The following is a 21,171-nucleotide window of genomic DNA, read 5'->3' on the forward strand; positions in this document are numbered from 1 at the left end:
TCAATTTTTATCTATAAGTGATCTTCTATACTAGGAGTAGATAAAGGAAGTGGTATAGATGAAACGATATATACTAAAACACAGAAATCAAATAACAATCTTTACATTGGTTGTCATAGTTGTTGCCTTTGTGCTTCACTACGCTTTTCACCAAACGCAACAAAGTGAAATCTTATTACTGGTTGCATCCATTGTTGGGGGTATACCTATTTGGATGCAAGCATTGGAAGCGTTGCGTCTTAAAATCATTAGCATTGATTTACTAGTAAGTATTGCAATCATTGGTGCGTTGACCATTCAAAACTATGAGGAATCTGCCATTGTTACATTCTTGTTTTTGTTTGGACTTTCCTTAGAACAAAGAACATTGGCAAAAACTCGATTGGCAATTCAAGAGCTTGTTTCTATGGCACCCAAACGAGCGTTACGAGTTGGAGTTGATGATGTTGTAGAAGAAGTTGATGTTGATGATTTGCAGTTTGGGGATGTACTGCTTGTAAAAACGGGGGGTCAAATTCCGGTGGATGGTTTGGTCATTGCCGGTGAAGGTTATAGTAATGAAGCAACCATTACTGGAGAGTCACTGCCTGTGTTTAAACAAAAAGATGACCCAGTGTATGCAGGAACAATCCTAGAAAATGGAACTTTGCGTATTTATGCCCAAAAGGTTGGAGAAGATACTACTTTTGGTAAAATAATCGAGCTTGTCGAAGAAGCACAAGATGCCAAATCTCAAGCGGAGCGGTTTATTGATCGATTTTCTAAATACTATACGCCGGTTGTTTTATTACTCGCTTTGGTTGTTTGGTGGGTTTCGCAAAGTGTGGAACTAGCTATTACAATTTTGGTTTTGGGTTGTCCAGGAGCGTTGGTGATTGGTGTCCCCGTATCCAATGTGTCTGGTTTAGGAAATGGAGCGAAACACGGTGTGCTCTTAAAAGGAAGTAGTGTCATCCAAAGTTTTAGCAAAGTTGATACAATGGTATTTGATAAAACTGGGACACTGACTGTGGGTAACCCTGAAGTGGTACATGTAATCAGTTATACAAAAAAACAAGATCAAGCATTGCAATATCTGGTGAGCGTTGAAAGGGAATCTCAGCATCCACTAGCTAAAGCAATCATTGAAGCATACAAAGATATTCAAAGTTTACCAGTAAGTCAAACACGTGTTATTCGTGGTGATGGAATCATTGCAAAAGTCGCTGGAGAAGTGGTGATGGTTGGAACGCCGACCTTATTAAAAAATCATCAGGTTATATTTGACAAACAGATGGAAGCTGATATTGCAGAACTCGAAAATCAAGGTCATTCACTTGTACTTGTAAGTGTAGGAGGAAGTGTAGCATTATTGATTGCCATTCGTGATGTCTTGCGTCAAGATATTGTAAAAGATCTTCTAGATTTACAGAAAATGGGTATAAGTGACTTAGTTTTACTGTCTGGAGATAGTCAAAGTGCTGTTGATGTCATCGCTCATCAACTGGGTCTTTCAAAAGCTTTTGGGAAGATGTTGCCTAAAGATAAAGCGGCATATGTGAAAGAACTTCAACAACAAGGACATGTTGTTGCATTTGTTGGGGATGGCATTAATGATAGCCCTTCTCTTGCGCAAGCAGATATAGGTATTGCCATGGGTTCAGGGACTGATGTAGCCATTGAAACCTCTGATGTTGTGTTAATGAATTCTGATTTTCATAAACTACCATATGCACTTGGATTGGCCAAAGCAACCAATCGAAATATGAAACAAAACATTATAATTGCAATAGCAGTAGTCATCTTCCTTTTGCTTGGTGTGTTTTTCAGTCAATGGATGAATATGGCAATTGGTATGTTTGTCCATGAAGGTAGCATTCTTGTTGTTATCCTTAATGGTATGCGCTTATTGAAATATAAATTAAAAAAATGAAAAACTTGATAGGTATCAATTTTCTTTTGAAACCTTTGCGTTACAGTTAGCGTATAGAAAGAAGGTGTGAAATATGCAAAAAGCCGTGCTACAACTCGAAACCTTGGCATGTCCAACATGTATGCAAAAAATTGAAGCTGCACTAAAAAACGTGGATGGTGTTGATAAAGCAAGTGTCAAAATATTATTTAATGCCAGTAAGGCAAAGCTTGATTTTGATGCAACAAAAACTACATTAACAAACATTCAAAAAGCTGTAGAAACAATTGGTTATGAAGTACTAAAAGCCAGTGAAAAGTAACAGGAAAGGAGTGATACCATGACTGTAAAAGACTATATACAAGAACATCAAGAACGTTTGGATTTGTATACGAAAGCAATTGTTAACGCGCATGGTCAACATCATCCAGAAGTGTATGAAGTGCGTGAACTGTATAAGGAAATTGAAATGCGTAGCTTACATCATCAAGATATACAGCAAACGGTTGCCAGACTTAAAGCAGTAACAAGTGATTTCGCTGTTCCCAGTGATGTTTGTCAAACGTTTTTACAAACCTATGAAATGTTAGGTGAACTTGCTGAAATCGCTGCTAGTGAAAGGCAAAGTGCTTGCTAGTTTTAACGCACTACTCTAAGATAATGAAAAGGAGGTAATGATGATGAGTGAACATATTTGCGTATCGCTTGTTCCTTTGTTTAATCATTTAGATATGAAGGATCAAAAAGTTATCAATACGTTAGCTAGACATAAGGATGTTACCAAAGGTGAACGAATCTTTTCGCCTGGTGATGAAAAACTTGTCATTGTTGCCAGTGGAAACATGAAAGTTTATCAGCTGTCCGCGAATGGAAAAGAACAACTGTTACGTGTGGTTGAACCGGGCGGTTATGAAGGTGAAAACCAACTGTTTGGTGCAACAAATGACAGTGTCTTTGGAGAAGCTTTGGAAAATATGGAAATTTGTTTTATAAACAAAGAAGACTTTCGTAAACTGTTGCTTGAGTATCCACAATTGACATTGAAATTGTTAGAAATCAACGCACAAAAATCGCTAGTCTTGGAACAACAGGCACGTTTTCTTTCCATGGAAAAAGTTGAAGAACGTTTGGCTACCTACTTACTGGATGTAACGAAAGTTGTGGGTACTACAAAATATACATTGCCTTTAAAAATGAAGGAACTTGCTACCTTTCTAGGGACAACTCCAGAAACCTTGTCACGTAAATTCAAACAACTTGAAAGTAAAATGTATCTACGTCGTCAACAAAAACTGGTGGAAATTTTAGATAGGGAAGGCCTAGAAAGTATCATCTCAAATATGCGTTAATCAAAAAAATGGTTGTCAAAACACGAAGCGTGAAGCGGATATAGATGACCATATTTTTTACACCTTAAGTTAGCGTTATCTAACCTAAGGGTGAGAAGTATGCATCTTGCAATGGAAAGTAGTTGTAGGTTGGATCACGCTTGGCGTATGTCTATCAACATAAAGAAACTGGTTGCAATGTTCAGTACGTGCACAAGTGTTCATCTTCATGAGTTTCATGCTAGATGCCAACACTACTAGGAAATATAAGAAAGTAGAGGATAATAAATGAATAAAGTTCTAATTGTATACTGGTCAATGACAGGTAATACAGAAGCAATGGCAAATGCCTTAGCAGAAGGATGTACAGAAGCAGGTAATGAGGTCACATGTGTGAATGTTTCTGAAAGTCCAAGTTTGGATGGATATGACGCGTACCTATTTGGTTGTTCATCCATGGGGGACGATGCATTGGATGAAGCAGAATTCAATCCATGGTTTACTTCAATTGAAGCAGATTTAAAAGACAAAAAGGTTGCTCTTTTTGGTTCTTATGGTTGGGGTGATGGTCAATGGATGCGTGACTGGGTCATTCGTACCAAAGAAGCCGGTGCAAATCTATATCAAGAAGGTCTTATTGTTAATGAAAGTCCAAGTGATGATGATCTTGCAACTTGTAAAGCGTACGCGAAAGCATTTATTGCATAAAAAAATTCCAACTTGGAATTTTTTTTATAAATATTCATCTTTGTAAAAACGTTTACGCAGCATAATGAAGTACGCTTCAAAGTTTTTAATGACCGCATCAATATCATCTTGTAGCAGTTTTTGATTTGTCTCGATGTAACCATATGATGCATAAGTGATTAGTTCAAGCAACAATGGAATATCGTTTGGATCTTTAAATTTATACGTGTCTGCACGTTCGATAAGAGAACTCCATGCTTCATCTACCATTTCGTTTTTATATTTGACAATGATGTCTTTTACAAAGGGATCGTTATCGTTGTAAACCCGTAAAAGAAAACTGTAGCTGTCTGGATGTTTTTTCATCACCTTTACTTTGGTGTGCATAGAATGCAATATAAATTCAAAGATATCTGAAATCTCCAAATAGTTTGATTCTTGCAGCCCATCCATCACAATGCGGATGACATAAACAAAGGCAACTTCAAACATATTCTTTTTATTACCGAAATAATGAAACAACAATCCTTTTGAAATTCCTGCATCTTTTACCATTTGATTTGTACTTGCTTTTTGGTACCCGTGGTTGGCAAATTCTTTAATTATTGCGTTCATTAAAGGGATTTGCTTACTTTTTTCTATCTTGTCTAATGTTTCTTTCATATTCATAGTATACATCAGTTGACCAATGTGGTCAACTGATGTATAATGAAATCATTCTTAGCGATGACTAAGGGAGAGGTAAGTTATGGATACAGTTATTAAAATTGATAAGCTTCAAAAGAAATTTGGAAAATTTGAAGCACTTAAAGATGTTAGTTTTGAAGTAAAAAAAGGAGAAGTTGTTGGTTTTATTGGACCAAATGGTGCTGGTAAAAGTACAACAATCCGCGTGCTATTAGGGATTTTAAAACGCAGTGGAGGTTCAGTTGAAGTGTTTGGAAAAGATGCTTGGGATGATGAAATCGAAATCCACAAACGTTTGTCGTATGTGCCTGGAGATGTTGCCTTATGGGGAAACATGACAGGTGGAGAAATCATTGATTTATTTATCAAACTTCATGGTGGGGCAAAACGCAACAAACGTGATGAACTTATTAAAAAGTTTGAATTGGATCCAAAGAAAAAGGCAAAGAACTATTCCAAAGGAAATCGCCAAAAAGTAGGTTTGATTGCAGCTTTGAGTGTAGATAGTGATTTGTACATTCTGGATGAACCCACGAGTGGACTTGACCCGTTAATGGAGGCCGTCTTCCAAGAAGAAATTGAACAATTAAAAAACGAAGGAAAATCGATTTTGTTATCGAGTCATATTTTAAGTGAAGTAGAACGACTTGCAGACCGTGTGGTTATCATTCGTGAAGGTGTCGTTGTGGAACAAGGAACACTTGATGAAATGCGTCATCTAACACGTTCCAATGTTATTTTACAAACAACAGGTGACTTGTCTGTTTTCAAAAACATGACAGGAGTTTACGATTTTCAACAAAAAGGCAAAGAATTGAGTTTCTCAATCGATCATGAACATATCAATGATTTGTTGAAAGTTGCAGCAACGATGCCGATGGACAAATTTGAAATAGTTCCACCAACCCTTGAAGCATTGTTTATCACGCATTATGAAAATGATGAAGCTTAGGTGGTGAGTAAGATGAATCGTAATTTTGCGCTATGGGAATATTTATTTATTCAGTATCTAAAGCGAGATTGGAAAAAGATTGTTTTTTGGATTGTTGGTTTAGGTTTGTTTTGCGGAGGTTTTATTCCTTTCTTTGAAGAAATTGCCAAAGGTGATGGACTGTTAGGTATGTATGAAACCATGCAAAACCCAGCGATGATTTCCATTGTTGGACCAACACCGATTAGTGATCCACAAGCATATACGATTGGAGCGATGTATTCCAATGAAATGTTATTGTTTTGTGGCTTGTTTGCCTTTATTATTTCGGCGATGCATGTGGTAGGTCACACACGTAGAGAAGAAGACTTGGGTCTTCAAGAATTGATTCGTTCGTTCCGTGTTGGTCGCGAAGCAAATGCACTTGCAGTCATGGTGGAAACGGTGTTGATTAACCTTGTGCTTGCTTTATTTGTTTGTGGTTTGATGGTGTCATTCAATTTAACCGGAATCGATGTTACAGGATCGCTATTGTTTGGTTTATCCATTGCGATGCTTGGAATTGTTGGTGCAGTTGTTGGCTTGTTGATGGCACAAGTTATGTCTACTTCAGCCGGAGCGATTGGTGGAAGTATTGCACTTTTAATCGTATTGTATATCGTTCGTGCGACAACGGATATTTCCAATGTTTCACTTTCGATGATGAACCCGTTAGGATGGGGATATTTAACCTATCCGTTTGTCGAGAACAACTGGCTACCAATTGTATATGCACTCGTGTTCTCGATCGTTGGTATCTTTGTGGCGTTTGTATTAGAAAGTAAACGCGATATGCAAGATGGCTACATTCCTCAATTTGAAGGAAAAGCGCATGCAAGCAAACGCATGTTGAGTGTACCAGGAATGTTTTGGCGTATTACACGAGGCACAAATATTGCGTGGTTAATTGGTTTTGCAGTCATGGGTGCAGCTTATGGTTCTGTATATGCAGATATGCAGTCATTTTTAAACAGTAATGAAATGATGCAACAAATGTTTACAGTACAAGGCATCTCAATTGAAGTCTCTTTTACAGCAACGATTATGTTTGTGGTACAAGGTCTTGCGATAATCTTGCCTATTGTAATGTTAAACAAACTATACAATGAAGAACGACGTGGACATTTATCACAAGTCTATTCGACAAAAGTAAGTCGTAATCAAATATACTGGTCAGTTATTGGTATTGCCATTTGCTTAAGTGTATTTGCCAATCTAGCAGGATCTTTTGGACTTGGTGGAATGGCTATAGCATCTATGAGTAAAAGCACCATGACGTTTATTGATTTTATTGGTGCAGGTTTCAATTATTTTGCGGTATTCCTATTCTTTATAGGGCTTGGTGGTTTGTGTATTGGATATGCACCAAAATTAGGAAAACTATTGTATTTGTATCTTGGATATTCGTTTATGGTAAGTTATTTTCTAAATCTACTAGACTTGCCAGAATGGGTAAATCAAACATCGGCTTTGAATTGGATGAATCGCGTACCAATGGAAAGTTTCAATGTAAGTGCATTTTTAATTGTCGGTGCTATTGGAATTGTTATGATGATACTTGGTGCTATTGGTTATCATAGACGAGATTTACATGAAGGTGTATAAAAAAAGGTTGTCAGTGCAACCTTTTTCTTTGCTTATTCGCTACGTAATGCTTCTACAGGGTCTTTTTTTGCTGCCATCTCAGCAGGGATACATCCACCAAGTAGCGTTAATATTAGGGAGATACATACAAGAATAAGTGCATGTATTGGATTGAGTTTTGCAACATTTGCTAGCCCAGAAACATTTTCAATTACGATATTAGCTGGAATCGTAAGTAACTGTGCAATTCCAATTCCCAATAAACCAGAACATAATCCAATGATAAAGGTTTCTGCATTGAAAACACGCGTGATGTCTTTTTTTCTGGCTCCAAGGGCACGAAGTATTCCAATCTCTTTTGTTCGTTCTAGTACCGAAATATAGGTAATAATTCCAATCATGATACAAGAGACAATCAAACTAATTGCAGAGAAGGCAATAAGTACAATTGTTATGGCACTCATGATTTCACCTGATAGTGAAGATAACATTGCCGCAAAATCCGTGTATAGTACCTGATCGTCGGTTGCTTTATCTACATTGTATGCATCAAGATATGCAATAACATCATCTTTGCTTTCAAAGTCTTTTGGATAAATCATGATGGAGTTTGGAATTGCATCAGCTCCTAAGTAGGCAAGTGTTGCCTCTTTTGTATTTTGACTAGTAGGGTCTTTATCAAATGGTTGACCTGTCAGTACATTTGTTTCACTTGCTTGTTGTGCACGAACAATTGCAGAACTTGAATTACTAGACATAACTTCTTGAATAAGGCTTGGTGTATATAAAACACCGCTACCAGAAGTAATTAGTTCTTTATCTTTTTTACCACGCATAATTGCTTGTACTTTCAAGGTAATGGTTTGTTTGGAATTATACATTTGTTCATAATTAGAACCTGGCATATAATATTGACCGATTTCGTTATACCAACTATCATTTAAAATTACTTTGACTTCTTTATGTAATAATTCATCGAATGTAACATGTTCATTTTCTTCAAAACCTAGTTGTTTTAAGGTGGTGCTACTTACTTGATTGTATGCATCAACTTGGATAACTAAACCAGGTTGATTCATATCGATCTCTCCAACTAATGTGTCGTATAAAGAGTCAATGATTCCAGTTTCTTTTTTTGCTGTCAAGACACTTTGATTTGCATCACTTTTGAACTGTGTTGGTAGTTGCATCCATGCACTTTGTATATCAAAAACAATTGGTTGATAGATTCCGTTTTGTTGTTTTGTAATCATATTTAGTTGTGTTGTGTTTTGGTATGAAATTCCTGAAAGTAAATCTGTATCCATTTTTTTAATATAATCGATATAGTCTTCATCAATTTTATTTTGATGAATCATACTATCCATCACATCATCTTGTGCATATACACTTTTTTCACTTGTATATTTTTTTAGATCGTTGGTTTTGGATGTATTTGAAAATGATGCTGCATCCATTTGCATAGCTTGACTAGCAACTTGTATTGGCATGTTAGATAAAGAATCCTTTTCAAAGTTATCGATTTCTACTTGAAATCCATTACTCAATGCCAGAATTAATGCGATACCTATAATTCCAATACTTGAAGCAAATGAAGTAAGTAAAGTACGACCCTTTTTCGTTTTGATATTGTTGAAAGATAAGGCAAGGGCAGTAAGATAACTCATTGCAGTTTTACGTATTGAAAATGTTGAAGGTTTCTCACTATCTTCTTGTACAGGATGAGAATCACTTGTGACCAATCCATCTTTAAGTTCAATGATGCGATTTGCATAATCATTAGCAAGTTCAGGATTATGAGTCACCATAATTACAAGTTTATCTTTAGCAATCTCTGTAATCAAATCCATGATTTGTACACTGGTATCACTATCAAGTGCACCTGTAGGTTCATCAGCTAAAATCACATCAGGATCATTTGCAAGGGCACGAGCAATCGCAACACGTTGCATTTGTCCTCCAGATAGTTGATTTGGTTTTTTGTGTGCATGATCTTTAAGGCCAACTTTATGTAATACTTCCATTGCCTTTTTGCGACGTGTTTTACTATCGATCCCACTTAGTGTCATACCCATTTCTATATTGGATAGTACACTAATATGTGTGATCAAATTATACGATTGAAAGATAAATCCGACACAGTTATTGCGGTATGCATCCCAATCTTTTTGTTTGAAGTTTTTTGTACTTTTACTATTGATTACTAAATCACCGCTATCGTATTGGTCCAATCCCCCAATGATATTCAACATGGTTGTTTTACCTGAACCACTTTGTCCAAGGATCGCTACGAATTCATTTTTTCGAAAACTCAAGGAAACATCTTTCAGTGCATGTTGTTGAAAATCCCCAGTTTTATAACTTTTCTTTATATGTTTTAGTTTAAGCATGTTTTTCTCCTCTATACTCACTGCACATCCGTCATAGTAAACGCATGAACATGCGTAAACTATATCGTGATTTAGACTTTGCGGATACATTTTCAGGATAAGTGGTTATTAACCAAGACTAAGATGTAAGAAATTTGGGGTCAATGTATCACCTCTTATGTTAGAAACGTATGAAATGCTTATAAAATACCAACGACAAATTATGTGAAAGTTCATGATAAAAAGTCGTTGACAAATCTCTCGCATTCATTAAAGTCGATGGTTTCGGCACTTTTTGCATTCATGAAAATTCTATGAAAGCGATTGTAAAAAAGGGTGAAAGTTTTCAGTTAGATGTTGCCCATTCTTGCTTGAAAATGTGTACAATAGTGGCAGGCAAAAATTTTGAAAGAGAGAGGGAAGTGTTATGGAACTATCAAAAGTTAGGGTTGTTAAAAAAGACGGAACACTAGAAGTGTTTAACATAAATAAAGTCGTAGTAGCAATCAATAAAAGTGCTTTCCGTACCTTATATTCATTTAAGAGTGCGGAAATTGATCGCATCTGTAAAGATGTAGAAAAACAAGTAAGTGAAGTGGAGAATGAAAAGATTACGATTCAAGAAATGCATAATATCGTAGAAGCTGCACTTGAACTTACAAATCCAAAAGTCGCAAAGAGTTACCGTGATTACCGTAACTACAAAATTGACTTTGTACATATGCTTGATGAGGTGTATAAGAAAAGTCAAAGCATTATGTATATTGGAGACAAAGAAAACTCAAATACAGACAGCGCATTAGTTTCGACAAAACGTTCATTAATATTTAATGAATTAAATAAGGAACTATACAAAAAATTCTTCTTAACAACAGAAGAACTACAAGCAATTCGTGATGGATATATTTATATTCATGATATGAGTGCACGTCGTGATACGATGAACTGCTGTTTATTTGATGTGCAAAATGTACTAAGTGGTGGGTTTGAGATGGGAAACCTTTGGTACAATGAACCAAAAACATTAGATGTTGCTTTTGATGTTATTGGGGATATTGTCCTTAGTGCAGCAAGTCAACAATATGGTGGATTTACCGTTCCTAATGTAGAAACGATTTTAAAACCATATGCTGAAAAATCATACAAGATCTATTTAAAACACTATACAGATTTAGGTTTAGATGAACAAAAAGCAAAAGAAATCACAATGAAAGACATTGAAAGAGACTTTAGACAAGGTTTCCAAGGATGGGAATACAAGTTTAACTCTGTTTCAAGTAGTCGAGGAGATTACCCATTTATTACGATGTCAATGGGAATTGGACAAAGTGAATTCGAACAAATGGCAAGTATTCAAATGTTACGTGTACGTAAAGAAGGACAAGGAAAGAAAGGACACAAAAAACCAGTGTTGTTCCCAAAACTTGTATTCTTATATGATGAAAACTTACACGGAGAAGGTAAGCCATTAGAAAATGTATTTAATGAAGGTATTGAATGTAGTTCAAAAACAATGTATCCAGACTGGTTGAGTTTAACTGGTGAAGGATATGTACCTAGCATCTACAAAAAATATGGTGAAATAATTTCACCTATGGGATGTCGTGCGTTTTTAAGTCCTTACTACCGTCGTGGTGGACTTGAACCAGCAGATGAAAACGATTCACCATTCTTTGTTGGTCGCTTTAACATTGGTGCGATTTCATTACACTTACCAATGATTTTAGCGAAAGCCCAACAAGAAAGTCGTGATTTCTACGAAGTGTTAGATGGATATATGGAACTTATTCGTAACTTACACTTACGTACATATGACTACCTAGGAGAAATGAAAGCAAGTGTGAACCCTCTTGCATACTGTGAAGGTGGTTTTGCTGGTGGAAACTTAGGTTTACATGACAAAATCAAACCAATTCTTGAAAGTGCAACAGCATCTTTTGGAATCACTGCGTTAAATGAATTACAAGAACTTTACAACAAACGTTCATTAGTTCAAGATGGAGGATTTGCTTTAAAAGTACTTGAATACATCAATAAGAAAATTGAACAATTCAAAAAAGAAGATGGAAGACTTTATGCAATTTATGGAACTCCAGCAGAAAGTCTATGTGGATTACAAATCCAACAATTCCGTAAAAAATACGGTGTAATTGAAAATGTAAGTGACCGTGAATATGTAAGCAATTCATTCCACTGTCATGTTACAGAAGATATTTCACCGATCGAAAAACAAAACTTAGAAAAACGTTTCTGGGATTTAGCTAACGGTGGTAAAATTCAATACGTAAAATATCCAATTGGATACAATACGGATGCAATTAAAACGTTAGTACGTAGAGCCATGGGAATGGGATTCTATGAAGGAGTTAACTTATCATTAGCATATTGTGAAGAATGTGGACATGAAGAATTAGAAATGGAAGTATGTCCAAAATGTGGAAGTGCAAACTTAACTAAAATTGATCGTATGAATGGATATTTATCATACTCACGTGTAAAAGGAGATTCTCGTTTAAATGATGCGAAAATGGCAGAAATAAAAGAGAGAAAATCGATGTAGTTTATGAGATATCACAATATTACAAAAGACGATATGCTAAATGGAAAGGGATTACGTTCAGTATTATGGTTAGCTGGTTGTGATCATGCGTGTCCTGGATGTCACAATCCAATCACTTGGTCTTTACAAGGTGGAATCGTATTTGATGATGATGCAAAACAAGAATTATTTGCTTCATTAGATAATGATTACATTGATGGTGTAACCCTTAGTGGAGGAGATCCACTAAACTTACACAACCGTAAAGATGTAACCGAATTGGTTAAAGAATTAAAAGAAAAATTTCCAAAGAAAAGTATTTGGGTGTATACTGGATATCTATACGATGATGTCAAAGATATTGAATTAATGGCATACATCGATGTGTTAGTTGATGGGAAATTTATTGAAGCTCAACTTTCACCAACAACCCCTTGGGTAGGATCATCAAATCAAAAAGTGATTGATGTGAAAGCCACAAGAGCACAAGAGAAAATTGTTGAAGTATAAGGAGAATCCATGAAAAAAGTAGCGAAATTTCACAAGGTGAGTTATGAACAATTTAGTTCAAGTTTTGATGGTAAAGATGTACATGAAATGTATGACGCAATCTGTTTGCCAAAACGAGCAACTGCACAAAGTGCAGGGTATGACTTTTTCTTACCTTTTGATTTAGAACTAGCACCAAATGAAACTAAATTAATTCCAACAGGAATTCGTGTTGAAATGTTAGCAAACTGGGTATTACAATTATATCCACGTAGTGGACTTGGATTTAAATTCCGTCTACAACTAAATAATACTGTGGGTATTATTGATGCTGATTATTTCTATAGTGATAATGAAGGTCACATCTTTGCGAAAATCACAAACGACTCAAATGAAAATAAAACCATTTCATTAAAAGCACATGATGGATTCATGCAAGGAATCTTCATGGAATATGGAATTGTTGAAGATGATGATGCAACTGGCGTTCGTAATGGTGGTTTTGGAAGTACAAGTAAATAACTTTGAAATAGGAATGCTTCGGTATTTCTATTTTTTTGTGTAGCAAGAATCAATATATGATATACTACACATAAGTCAAAATGACATAAAAATGGAGGAATGTATGGAAGGATTAGAATTAGTTTGTTTTCAAATTATTTCAAATGTTGGTGGCGCAAGAAGTTGTTTTATTGAAGCGATTCAACATGCGAAAGTAGGGGATTATGAAAAAGCGGAAGCATCAATTAGTGAAGGTGAAAAGTTCTTTACAGAAGGGCATCACGCACACGCAAAATTGATCCAACAAGAAGCAAATGGAGAACTTGAAAAAGTTACTTTATTATTGCTTCATGCAGAAGATCAATTAATGAGTGCAGAAGCATTTAAAATTCTAGCAAATGAATTTATCGACGTATACAAACGTTTAGATAAATAGTAATCAAGCAGCCATATGGTTGCTTTTTTAGTAGATGCTATAAAGAAAAAACTTATGAACGTGAAGACGAAATACTTGCAAGAAATAAGAAAAAGGCGTATCGTTTTTCATATAGGAGGTCAGGTTATGGCAAATCGATTTATTTTAAATGAAACAAGTTATCATGGAAAAGGAGCAATCAATGAGATTGTAACTGAAGTACAAGCACGTCAATTTAAGAAAGGACTTGTAGTTACTGACAAGGATTTGGTTACATTTGGTGTCGTTAAAAAAGTTACAGATTTATTAGATGCAGCTTCATTACCATATGAAATTTTTGATGAAGTAGAAGCAAATCCAACAGTAAAAATGGTACAAGATGGAGTCGAAGCATTTAAAAAAGCAGATGCGGATTACATTATTGCAATCGGTGGTGGTTCACCACAAGATACAGCTAAAGCAATTGGGATTATCATCAACAACCCAGAATTTAGTGATGTGGTAAGTCTTGAAGGTGTTGCACCTACAAAAAATAAAGCAGTACCAATGATTGCAGTAGCAACAACTGCTGGTACAGCTGCAGAAACAACAATCAACTATGTAATTACAGATACAGAAAAGAAACGTAAATTCGTTTGTGTAGATGTACATGATATTCCAGTAGTTGCAATTGTTGATCCTGATATGATGGCAAGTATGCCAAAAGGATTAACTGCTGCTACCGGTATGGATGCATTAACGCATGCAATTGAAGGATATACAACTGCAGCAGCATGGGAACTAGCAGATACGTTAAACTTAAAAGCAATTGAAATTATTTCAAGAAGTCTACGTGATGCGGTAAATAATGATCCAAAAGGACGAGAAGACATGGCACTTGCTCAATATATGACAGGTATGGCATTCTCAAATGTTGGTCTTGGAGTTGTACATGGAATGGCACACCCACTAGGAGCATTCTATGGCACTGCACATGGTATTGCAAATGCAGTATTACTTCCATATGTAATGGAATACAACAAAGATTACACTGGTGAAAAATATCGTGAAATTGCACGTGTAATGGGTGTGGCAAATGTAGATGAAATGTCACAAGACGAATATCGTCAAGCAGCAATTGATGCAGTAAAACAATTATCAAAAGATGTAAACATTCCAGCGACATTAAAAGAAATTGGAGTGAAAGAAGAAGATTTAGGTGAACTTGCAACATCAGCAATGGCAGATGCATGTACACCAGGAAACCCAAGAGCTTGTAATTATGAAGAAGTTCTTGAAGTATACAAAAAAGCGTATAACGGATAATTGAGTAAAAGCCTGAAGAATTGAGTCTTCAGGCTTTTTAGAATAATGGTTTCCCATCGGATATGTTAATATCAAGTTCTTTAGCATACGTTGTTTGTTTAAATGGATTTACTTTTTCAATGATGCCATCACGTAGAAATTGTGAACCCGTGTTTTTAAACCAAAAGGTTTTATTTGCTTGCTTACATTGTTCGTGCAAGTCTAATACCCACTGATAGTCGCAAACACGTGCTTCCCGGCTTGTTTCACCGCCAACCGAAACATGATCAATTGCATGTATGTAGTTTGTTAAATCAATAGGACCGAGCAATGGTGCGCATGCAACAAAGCGTCGTTTTATCGGATATGAAATAAATAGAGGTAAGCGTTGATCTGCCATTTCTTGGTTTTCAACTGTACAACCAATATTGACATTATCATAACCGTCTCCCCAATCTTCAGGTAGCGATTCATAAAAACGATCAATTCGTTTTGTGAGTATTAGAAAATCGATATCTTGGCGTTCTTTGATCATCGCCCAAACTTCTTTTCGCATTTCATCCGCTTCTGGCAAGAAAAAATCAGTCGCAAAACAAGTAGCGAGTATTTTATCTCCCTTGATATTGTATTCGCCATTTTTCTTTTTGCGAATTGGCCAATCAAATTTATCGGTTTTTGTTATTTCATTTTGACCATAACGTTTCGCGTGTGGTCCGTAAAAATAACAGTTTTTGCATCCATCACTTAATGGATAACATCCAGTCCATGGTTCCCAGTTCATTGTATCTCCTTTATTGTTATACATTTATTATATGCGTATTCATTCACTATATACAAGTATGAATCGCATGAAGTATAATATCTCTATTGTTTTACAAAAATGTGGGGGATTATATGAAAAAGCAAGATCAAGTATTCGGTCATATCTTAGCTATGATAACTATTATTATTTGGGGAACTACCTATGTTTCAACAAAAGTACTTTTAGCGTATTTTTCTCCTGTCGAAATTTTGTTTATTCGTTTTGTGATTGCGTTCATTTTACTTTATTTGATGTATCCAAAACCAATCAAGATGGAAGCAAAGCATCAATTGCTTTTTGTAGGAGCAGGAATTAGTGGGATTACACTGTACTATTTACTTGAAAACATTGCACTAACTATGACAAGTGCTTCTAATGTTGGCATTATTATTACAATTGCACCATTTTTCACAAGTATTCTTGCCACTATATTTCTTAAAACAGAAAAGCCAAAAATTCAGTTTTATATCGGTTTTGTTGCGGCAATGATTGGTGTAATACTTATTAGTTTGCCTGGTGATCAAAGTATTTCATTGAATCCAGTAGGAGATTTTCTAGCCTTACTTGCTGCATTAGCGTGGGCAGTTTATTCCATATGTATTCGTAAAATTAGTGATTTGGGGTTTCCGACTATACAAATGACACGTCATATATTTATGTATGGATTACTATTTATGATGCCGTTTTTATTTTTTATGGATTTTCATATTCAGCTTGAAGACTTTCAGTCTGTACCTGTAATTGCAAATCTACTATTTTTGAGTGTTGGGGCTTCTGCGATTTGTTTTGTGACATGGAATCAAGCAGTACGAATTCTTGGTGCTTTAAAAAGTAGTGTGTATATCTATGTAGTTCCGGTGGTAACACTTGTTTCTTCAGTTATCATTCTTGATGAGAAATTAACACCAGTTTTACTTATTGGAGCAGGTTTAACCTTACTTGGATTATGGCTATCAGAAAGCAATCGCTTTATAAAGAAATAGTGTGCGAATTATGCGATGTACATATTGTTTCATGTAGTATAAAGAAGTATAATGGGGAAAGATTTTTATTGGGGGGGAAAGCTTATGAGTGGACGAAGTGATATGACTACTGGAAAGCCAATGCGTATAATTGTGGCTTTCACCATGCCGATATTTTTAGGTGGATTATTTCAACAGTTTTATAATTTAGCAGATACGTTAATCGTTGGTCAATTTGTTGGTCATGAAGCATTAGCGGCAGTGGGATCTTGTGGAACGCTTGTGTTTTTAATCATTGGTTTTTTGATGGGACTAACAAGTGGGTTTGGGGTCGTGGTTGCCAACTTCTTTGGTGCAAAAAATCATGAAGAAATCAAAAAGTCTTTTGCTATGGCATGTATTATTTCTATTGTCGTTTCTGTTATCCTAACATTTGTAAGTATCTATTCTCTTGATGGAATATTAGAACTTATGAATACACCACAAGATATGTATCAAGATGCGTATGGATATATGTATATCATTTGCTTAGGGATTGTGTGGCAAGTGCTCTATAATTTACTAGCTGGATTATTGCGTGCAATTGGTGATAGTAAACGTCCATTATACTTTCTTGTGTTAGCTGCAGCTTTAAATGTCATTTTAGATTTAGTGTTTATTATTATATTTAAAATGCGAGCAGATGGGGCAGCACTAGCAACTGTAATTTCACAAGGTGTGTCTGGACTTTTATGTTTGTATTACATACTTAAGAAAGTGCCAGAGTTTCATACACGTAAGAAGCATTGGCAATTAAATGGATATTTGATTCGTCGTGAACTTGCAATTGGATTACCCATGGCATTACAGTTTTCAATTACTGCAATTGGAACCATCGTTGTACAAAGTGCACTAAATACACTTGGAAGCATTCCTGCTGCAGGTTTTGCAGCTGCAGTTAAAATTGAACAAGTTGCAACACAGATGTTAGCATCTATAGGAACAACGATGGCAACGTATTGTGCACAAAACATGGGAGCAAGTCGTTTGGATCGAATCAAAGAAGGATTCAAAGCAGCAAATATCTTTGGAATTACATATTCCGTTGTTATTGGAATCGTTGTTATCTTTTTTGGTAAGTATGTAACGTATTTATTTGTAAGTAATCATGTGGATCGAATTATTGGTTATGTTGATACATATATGCTGTATGTAGGATTAACTTTTGTGCCATTACATATTATCTTATCGTATCGTAGTGGAATTCAAGGAATGGGATTTGGTTTTCTACCGATGTTTGCAGGTGTCGTTGAACTACTTGCACGAATTGTTGTAGGGTTTATTGGTGCTGGTATGAAAAGCTATGATGTGATTTGTTTAGCAAGTCCAGCGGCATGGATTACTGCTGCTTTATTTCTGTTAATCATTTATCGTTACATTATGAATCGTTATTCTAAAAACAATAATCAATGGGTATAAGAAAAGGGTGAACTTCATATCGGAGTTCATCCTTTTTAAAACTTTGTACTTGCGATAATAATGTCAGTATATTGTTGGTAGTGTTCTTGCGTATCTTTGCTTAGATTTTGATCGGTGATAATTGCATCAAAATCATGTAAATCATAGTATACATAAAAATCCTCACGATTAAACTTTTTATAGTCTGCAAGTAAATATCGATTGCGAGAATTGCTTAAAGCAATTGCCTGAACTTCACCTTCTTCAAGTGAGTATGTTGTAATTTGACTATTGAAAATACCATTACAACCAATAAAAGCTTTTGTATATTTCAATTTAAGTAAAATGGAATTTGCAATAGGACCGACAAAGGCTCCCGTATGACTACGATATTCACCACCTGTAAGAATTACTTCTGTTGGTTTGTGATTAATGAGCGTTTCAAATACAGGGTAACTGTTTGTAACTACGCGAATGTTTCTACCGCGAATTCGGTTTGCCAACATTTCAATCGTTGTTCCTGGTCCTAAGAAAATAGTCTCTCCTTCTTTTATAAGGGAACTCGCATGTTTTACGATTTGCTGTTTTTCTATAGATTGAACAGTTGCTTTTTCAACGTGTGACAATTCATGGTCTAATGAAAAGGTTAAACTCTGCGCACCACCATGTATACGTAGAAGTTTCCCGGATTTCTCAAGTTCATCTAAGTCACGTCGCACAGTCATATCTGATACATCAAGTGCATTGATAATATCATTTACAGTTACAATTCCAAATTCGTTTACCATGTTGCATATTTTTAATAAACGTTCTCTTTTTAACATGTTCTATCTCCTATATTTATAGTTTCTATCTACTTTGAATATACACCCTGATATACTCATAGTCAACAAGAAACAAACAAAAACAAACAATTATTATAGTTCTGTGTCGAAAATCAAACAAATATTGAAATTAATGCGTTTTTATTTGATTAAAAATGTTTGGAAGTGTTGACTCATTTTTTGTGAGCGTTTACAATTTGAATATACAAGGAATTCAAACTTTTGCTTCATAGGGGAAGTATATATGAGATTGATACGTGTTGGCTCTTATGCATATGAATCTTATATATATGAAAGAGCTTCTATTGTTTGAAACGAATTACCGATGTATCAAAATTTAAAAGTAAGGAGAAATAATCGATGGAAAAAAGCGAATTGATTATGGTAGGTTTTGAAATCGTAGCCTACGCAGGAGATGCAAGAAGTTCACTTCTTGAATTATTAAAAGAAGTAAGAAAAGGAAATTTTGAAAATGTGGATGCACGATTACAGGAAGCTGATGAAAATCTTAATCTTGCACATCAAGCACAAACAAAGATTTTAGCTGAGGAAGCAGCTGGTCAAGAAATGGAACTTGGATTTATTTTTATTCACTCACAAGACCATTTAATGACTACGATTTTACTAAGAGATATCGTTACTGATTTTATTGAACTTTACAAACAAAAGGAGGAGAAATAAATATGGGGGGAATTATTCGCCAAATTGAAAAAGCAAAACCGTTTTTTGATAAATTAGCACAAAACATTTATTTAGGGGCAATTAGAGATGGATTTTTAACAGCAATGCCTGCAATTCTATTCTCTAGTGTATTCATTCTAGCAGCAGCAATTCCTGAAATTTTCGGATTTGCATGGCCAGAGGAAGTATCTACTTGGTTATGGAAAGTATATGGATATACGATGGGAGTTGTTGGGTTGCTTGTAACTGCAACAACAGCACGTTGTTTAGCAGAATCAATGAACCGTAAAATGCCACAAAACAAAAAGATCAATCCAGTATCCGTTATGTTGGCAAGTATTTGTGGATTCTTATTCCTAAGTGTTGCGCAAGTTGATGGAAACTTCTCAACTGCGTTCATGGGAACAAAAGGTTTAATTGCAAGTTTTATCGCAGCATTTATTACATGTTGGGTATATCGTTTCTGTGTTAAGAAAGACATTACGATTCGTATGCCTAAAGAAGTTCCAGGAACAATATCACAAATGTTTAGAGATATTTTCCCATTCTCATTTGCAGTACTTATTTGTGTGATTATTGATGTTGTTACTACATATACAGTAGGAACGACATTTGCTGAAGCAGTCATTACATTATTACAACCATTATTTAGTGCTGCTGATGGATATTTAGGGATTTGTATTATTTGGGGAGCTATGGCAATGTTCTGGTTTGTTGGAGTACATGGACCATCAATTGTTGAACCTGCAATTGCCGCAATTATTTATGCAAATGTAGAAACAAACTTACAGTTATTCAAAGCAGGTGAACATGCATCAAATGTACTTACAGTTGGGTTAGGAAACTTTGTTGGTACGATGGGTGGTACAGGAGCTACATTAGTTGTTCCATTCTTATTCATGTTATTTGCAAGATCAAAACAATTAAAAGCAGTTGGTAAAGCATCATTTGTGCCTGTATGTTTTGCAGTAAATGAGCCATTGCTATTTGCTACACCGATTGTATTGAACCCATACTTCTTTGTGCCATTTTTATTAGCACCAATGGTAAATGTTAGTATCTTCAAGTTCTTTGTAGATGTCTTGAATATGGATTCATTTATGTACGTACTTCCATGGGCAACGCCAGCACCAGTTGGGTTGATCCTTGGAACCGGAGTTAGTATTTTAGCAGTTGTATTAGCAGTTGTTCTTATTGTTGTGGATTCAATAATATATTTACCATTTATTAAAGCATATGATGATAGTTTACTAATCGAAGAAGCGCAAAAGGCAAAAGAACTTGAAACGATGGATGCACAAGAGACAACAGTTACAGTAGAAAAAGTACGTAAAGAACTTACAGATAATGTAAATGTACTTGTACTTTGCGTTGGTGCAGGAACAAGTGCAATGTTTGCAAATGCAATTGAAGAAGGTGCAAAAGAATCTGGAACACCAATGACTGCACAAGCTGGAGCGTATGGGTCACATTATGACATTCTTAAAAACTTCGATGTTGTGGTTTTATCACCACAAGTTCAATCGCACTTAGATGAAGTCAAAGATGCAGCAAAAGATTTAGGTATTAAAGTTGTAGCAACAAAAGGTGCACAGTATATCGCATTAACAAAAGATCCAAAAGGAGCTGTGAACTTTATTTTGGATGTATTAGAAAAATAAAAATAATGAATACGGAAAGTAACTTAACTGTTACTTTCCAAATATAGGTTTGAAATTTGG

Annotated in this window: 20 protein-coding genes; 16 read left to right on the plus strand and 4 right to left on the minus strand. The window is 35.4% G+C overall.

Features of this window, described 5'->3' with window-relative positions; translation table 11 throughout:
* Positions 1 to 58: 58 nt before the first annotated feature.
* The 5 genes from EDD63_RS01210 (at position 59) to EDD63_RS01230 (ending at position 3,927) form a co-directional block, all read left to right on the plus strand.
* Positions 59 to 1,912, plus strand: coding sequence for a heavy metal translocating P-type ATPase (locus EDD63_RS01210; RefSeq protein ID WP_134167650.1), 1,854 nt, complete (start codon positions 59 to 61; stop codon positions 1,910 to 1,912).
* A gap of 73 nt (positions 1,913 to 1,985) precedes the next feature.
* The gene (locus tag EDD63_RS01215; protein WP_134167652.1) at positions 1,986 to 2,213 is read left to right on the plus strand and encodes a heavy-metal-associated domain-containing protein; all 228 of its coding nucleotides are present in this window, start codon (positions 1,986 to 1,988) and stop codon (positions 2,211 to 2,213) included.
* An 18-nt stretch (positions 2,214 to 2,231) separates the two neighbouring features.
* The gene (locus EDD63_RS01220; RefSeq protein WP_134167654.1) at positions 2,232 to 2,528 is read left to right on the plus strand and encodes an iron-sulfur cluster repair di-iron protein, ric; all 297 of its coding nucleotides are present in this window, start codon (positions 2,232 to 2,234) and stop codon (positions 2,526 to 2,528) included.
* A gap of 43 nt (positions 2,529 to 2,571) precedes the next feature.
* On the plus strand, positions 2,572 to 3,240 hold the full coding sequence (locus tag EDD63_RS01225) for a Crp/Fnr family transcriptional regulator (RefSeq protein ID WP_243833714.1): 669 nt from the start codon (positions 2,572 to 2,574) through the stop codon (positions 3,238 to 3,240).
* Positions 3,241 to 3,507: 267 nt separating this feature from the next.
* A complete protein-coding gene (locus tag EDD63_RS01230; RefSeq protein WP_134167658.1) occupies positions 3,508 to 3,927 on the plus strand; it encodes a flavodoxin in 420 nt (139 codons plus the stop codon).
* Between the two features lie 24 nt (positions 3,928 to 3,951).
* On the opposite strand, the gene EDD63_RS01235 is transcribed toward EDD63_RS01230, so the two are convergent.
* The gene (locus EDD63_RS01235; RefSeq protein ID WP_166667501.1) at positions 3,952 to 4,575 is read right to left on the minus strand and encodes a TetR/AcrR family transcriptional regulator; all 624 of its coding nucleotides are present in this window, start codon (positions 4,573 to 4,575) and stop codon (positions 3,952 to 3,954) included.
* A 79-nt stretch (positions 4,576 to 4,654) separates the two neighbouring features.
* On the opposite strand from EDD63_RS01235, the gene EDD63_RS01240 reads away from it, so the two are divergent.
* Both EDD63_RS01240 and EDD63_RS01245 read left to right on the plus strand, forming a co-directional pair.
* Entirely contained in the window at positions 4,655 to 5,545 is an 891-nt protein-coding gene (locus EDD63_RS01240) for an ABC transporter ATP-binding protein (protein WP_134167662.1), read from the plus strand.
* A 12-nt stretch (positions 5,546 to 5,557) separates the two neighbouring features.
* Positions 5,558 to 7,168: an ABC transporter permease gene (locus tag EDD63_RS01245; protein WP_134167664.1), complete on the plus strand. Its 1,611-nt coding sequence runs from the start codon at positions 5,558 to 5,560 to the stop codon at positions 7,166 to 7,168.
* Between the two features lie 32 nt (positions 7,169 to 7,200).
* On the opposite strand, the gene EDD63_RS01250 is transcribed toward EDD63_RS01245, so the two are convergent.
* Positions 7,201 to 9,537 carry an ABC transporter ATP-binding protein/permease gene (locus EDD63_RS01250; RefSeq protein ID WP_134167666.1) on the minus strand — a complete coding sequence of 779 codons (2,337 nt, stop codon included), beginning with the start codon at positions 9,535 to 9,537 and terminating at the stop codon, positions 7,201 to 7,203.
* A gap of 406 nt (positions 9,538 to 9,943) precedes the next feature.
* Here EDD63_RS01250 and nrdD point away from each other — a divergent pair, with 406 nt between their 5' ends.
* The 5 genes from nrdD (at position 9,944) to fucO (ending at position 14,765) form a co-directional block, all read left to right on the plus strand.
* Entirely contained in the window at positions 9,944 to 12,076 is a 2,133-nt protein-coding gene (gene nrdD, locus EDD63_RS01255; protein ID WP_134167668.1) for an anaerobic ribonucleoside-triphosphate reductase, read from the plus strand.
* A 3-nt stretch (positions 12,077 to 12,079) separates the two neighbouring features.
* The gene (gene nrdG, locus EDD63_RS01260; RefSeq protein WP_134167670.1) at positions 12,080 to 12,565 is read left to right on the plus strand and encodes an anaerobic ribonucleoside-triphosphate reductase activating protein; all 486 of its coding nucleotides are present in this window, start codon (positions 12,080 to 12,082) and stop codon (positions 12,563 to 12,565) included.
* Between the two features lie 9 nt (positions 12,566 to 12,574).
* Positions 12,575 to 13,066, plus strand: a complete 492-nt coding sequence (locus EDD63_RS01265) for a dCTP deaminase/dUTPase family protein (protein WP_134167672.1) — start codon at positions 12,575 to 12,577, stop codon at positions 13,064 to 13,066.
* Positions 13,067 to 13,169: 103 nt separating this feature from the next.
* The gene (locus EDD63_RS01270; RefSeq protein ID WP_134167674.1) at positions 13,170 to 13,481 is read left to right on the plus strand and encodes a PTS sugar transporter subunit IIA; all 312 of its coding nucleotides are present in this window, start codon (positions 13,170 to 13,172) and stop codon (positions 13,479 to 13,481) included.
* 126 nt (positions 13,482 to 13,607) lie between these two features.
* Positions 13,608 to 14,765 (plus strand): lactaldehyde reductase, encoded by a 1,158-nt coding sequence (fucO, locus tag EDD63_RS01275; protein WP_134167676.1) that lies wholly within the window; start codon positions 13,608 to 13,610, stop codon positions 14,763 to 14,765.
* A 37-nt stretch (positions 14,766 to 14,802) separates the two neighbouring features.
* Here fucO and EDD63_RS01280 read toward each other — a convergent pair whose 3' ends face one another.
* Positions 14,803 to 15,525: a DUF5131 family protein gene (locus EDD63_RS01280; protein WP_134167678.1), complete on the minus strand. Its 723-nt coding sequence runs from the start codon at positions 15,523 to 15,525 to the stop codon at positions 14,803 to 14,805.
* 113 nt (positions 15,526 to 15,638) lie between these two features.
* Between EDD63_RS01280 and EDD63_RS01285 the strand changes: the two genes are divergently transcribed.
* Both EDD63_RS01285 and EDD63_RS01290 read left to right on the plus strand, forming a co-directional pair.
* Entirely contained in the window at positions 15,639 to 16,529 is an 891-nt protein-coding gene (locus EDD63_RS01285; protein WP_134167680.1) for a DMT family transporter, read from the plus strand.
* An 84-nt stretch (positions 16,530 to 16,613) separates the two neighbouring features.
* A complete protein-coding gene (locus EDD63_RS01290) occupies positions 16,614 to 17,966 on the plus strand; it encodes an MATE family efflux transporter (RefSeq protein WP_134167682.1) in 1,353 nt (450 codons plus the stop codon).
* 35 nt (positions 17,967 to 18,001) lie between these two features.
* On the opposite strand, the gene EDD63_RS01295 is transcribed toward EDD63_RS01290, so the two are convergent.
* Positions 18,002 to 18,769, minus strand: a complete 768-nt coding sequence (locus tag EDD63_RS01295; RefSeq protein ID WP_134167684.1) for a DeoR/GlpR family DNA-binding transcription regulator — start codon at positions 18,767 to 18,769, stop codon at positions 18,002 to 18,004.
* A gap of 360 nt (positions 18,770 to 19,129) precedes the next feature.
* Here EDD63_RS01295 and EDD63_RS01300 point away from each other — a divergent pair, with 360 nt between their 5' ends.
* Both EDD63_RS01300 and EDD63_RS01305 read left to right on the plus strand, forming a co-directional pair.
* Complete coding sequence (locus EDD63_RS01300; protein WP_134167686.1) at positions 19,130 to 19,450, plus strand: PTS sugar transporter subunit IIA; 321 nt, start codon at positions 19,130 to 19,132, stop codon at positions 19,448 to 19,450.
* A gap of 2 nt (positions 19,451 to 19,452) precedes the next feature.
* Positions 19,453 to 21,111, plus strand: a complete 1,659-nt coding sequence (locus EDD63_RS01305; protein ID WP_134167688.1) for a PTS transporter subunit EIIC — start codon at positions 19,453 to 19,455, stop codon at positions 21,109 to 21,111.
* The last annotated feature ends 60 nt before the right edge of the window (positions 21,112 to 21,171 follow it).

This window comes from Breznakia blatticola (genome assembly GCF_004365815.1).
GTDB lineage: Bacteria > Bacillota_I > Bacilli_A > Erysipelotrichales > Erysipelotrichaceae > Breznakia > Breznakia blatticola.

Bases quoted from the DNA above. Each gene is read 5' to 3' on its own strand.
- EDD63_RS01210 (WP_134167650.1), top strand. From the start codon at position 59: ATGAAACGATATATACTAAAACACAGAAATCAAATAACAATCTTTACA.
- EDD63_RS01215 (WP_134167652.1), top strand. From the start codon at position 1,986: ATGCAAAAAGCCGTGCTACAACTCGAAACCTTGGCATGTCCAACATGT.
- EDD63_RS01220 (WP_134167654.1), top strand. From the start codon at position 2,232: ATGACTGTAAAAGACTATATACAAGAACATCAAGAACGTTTGGATTTG.
- EDD63_RS01225 (WP_243833714.1), top strand. From the start codon at position 2,572: ATGAGTGAACATATTTGCGTATCGCTTGTTCCTTTGTTTAATCATTTA.
- EDD63_RS01230 (WP_134167658.1), top strand. From the start codon at position 3,508: ATGAATAAAGTTCTAATTGTATACTGGTCAATGACAGGTAATACAGAA.
- EDD63_RS01235 (WP_166667501.1), bottom strand. From the start codon at position 4,575: ATGAATATGAAAGAAACATTAGACAAGATAGAAAAAAGTAAGCAAATC.
- EDD63_RS01240 (WP_134167662.1), top strand. From the start codon at position 4,655: ATGGATACAGTTATTAAAATTGATAAGCTTCAAAAGAAATTTGGAAAA.
- EDD63_RS01245 (WP_134167664.1), top strand. From the start codon at position 5,558: ATGAATCGTAATTTTGCGCTATGGGAATATTTATTTATTCAGTATCTA.
- EDD63_RS01250 (WP_134167666.1), bottom strand. From the start codon at position 9,537: ATGCTTAAACTAAAACATATAAAGAAAAGTTATAAAACTGGGGATTTT.
- nrdD (WP_134167668.1), top strand. From the start codon at position 9,944: ATGGAACTATCAAAAGTTAGGGTTGTTAAAAAAGACGGAACACTAGAA.
- nrdG (WP_134167670.1), top strand. From the start codon at position 12,080: ATGAGATATCACAATATTACAAAAGACGATATGCTAAATGGAAAGGGA.
- EDD63_RS01265 (WP_134167672.1), top strand. From the start codon at position 12,575: ATGAAAAAAGTAGCGAAATTTCACAAGGTGAGTTATGAACAATTTAGT.
- EDD63_RS01270 (WP_134167674.1), top strand. From the start codon at position 13,170: ATGGAAGGATTAGAATTAGTTTGTTTTCAAATTATTTCAAATGTTGGT.
- fucO (WP_134167676.1), top strand. From the start codon at position 13,608: ATGGCAAATCGATTTATTTTAAATGAAACAAGTTATCATGGAAAAGGA.
- EDD63_RS01280 (WP_134167678.1), bottom strand. From the start codon at position 15,525: ATGAACTGGGAACCATGGACTGGATGTTATCCATTAAGTGATGGATGC.
- EDD63_RS01285 (WP_134167680.1), top strand. From the start codon at position 15,639: ATGAAAAAGCAAGATCAAGTATTCGGTCATATCTTAGCTATGATAACT.
- EDD63_RS01290 (WP_134167682.1), top strand. From the start codon at position 16,614: ATGAGTGGACGAAGTGATATGACTACTGGAAAGCCAATGCGTATAATT.
- EDD63_RS01295 (WP_134167684.1), bottom strand. From the start codon at position 18,769: ATGTTAAAAAGAGAACGTTTATTAAAAATATGCAACATGGTAAACGAA.
- EDD63_RS01300 (WP_134167686.1), top strand. From the start codon at position 19,130: ATGGAAAAAAGCGAATTGATTATGGTAGGTTTTGAAATCGTAGCCTAC.
- EDD63_RS01305 (WP_134167688.1), top strand. From the start codon at position 19,453: ATGGGGGGAATTATTCGCCAAATTGAAAAAGCAAAACCGTTTTTTGAT.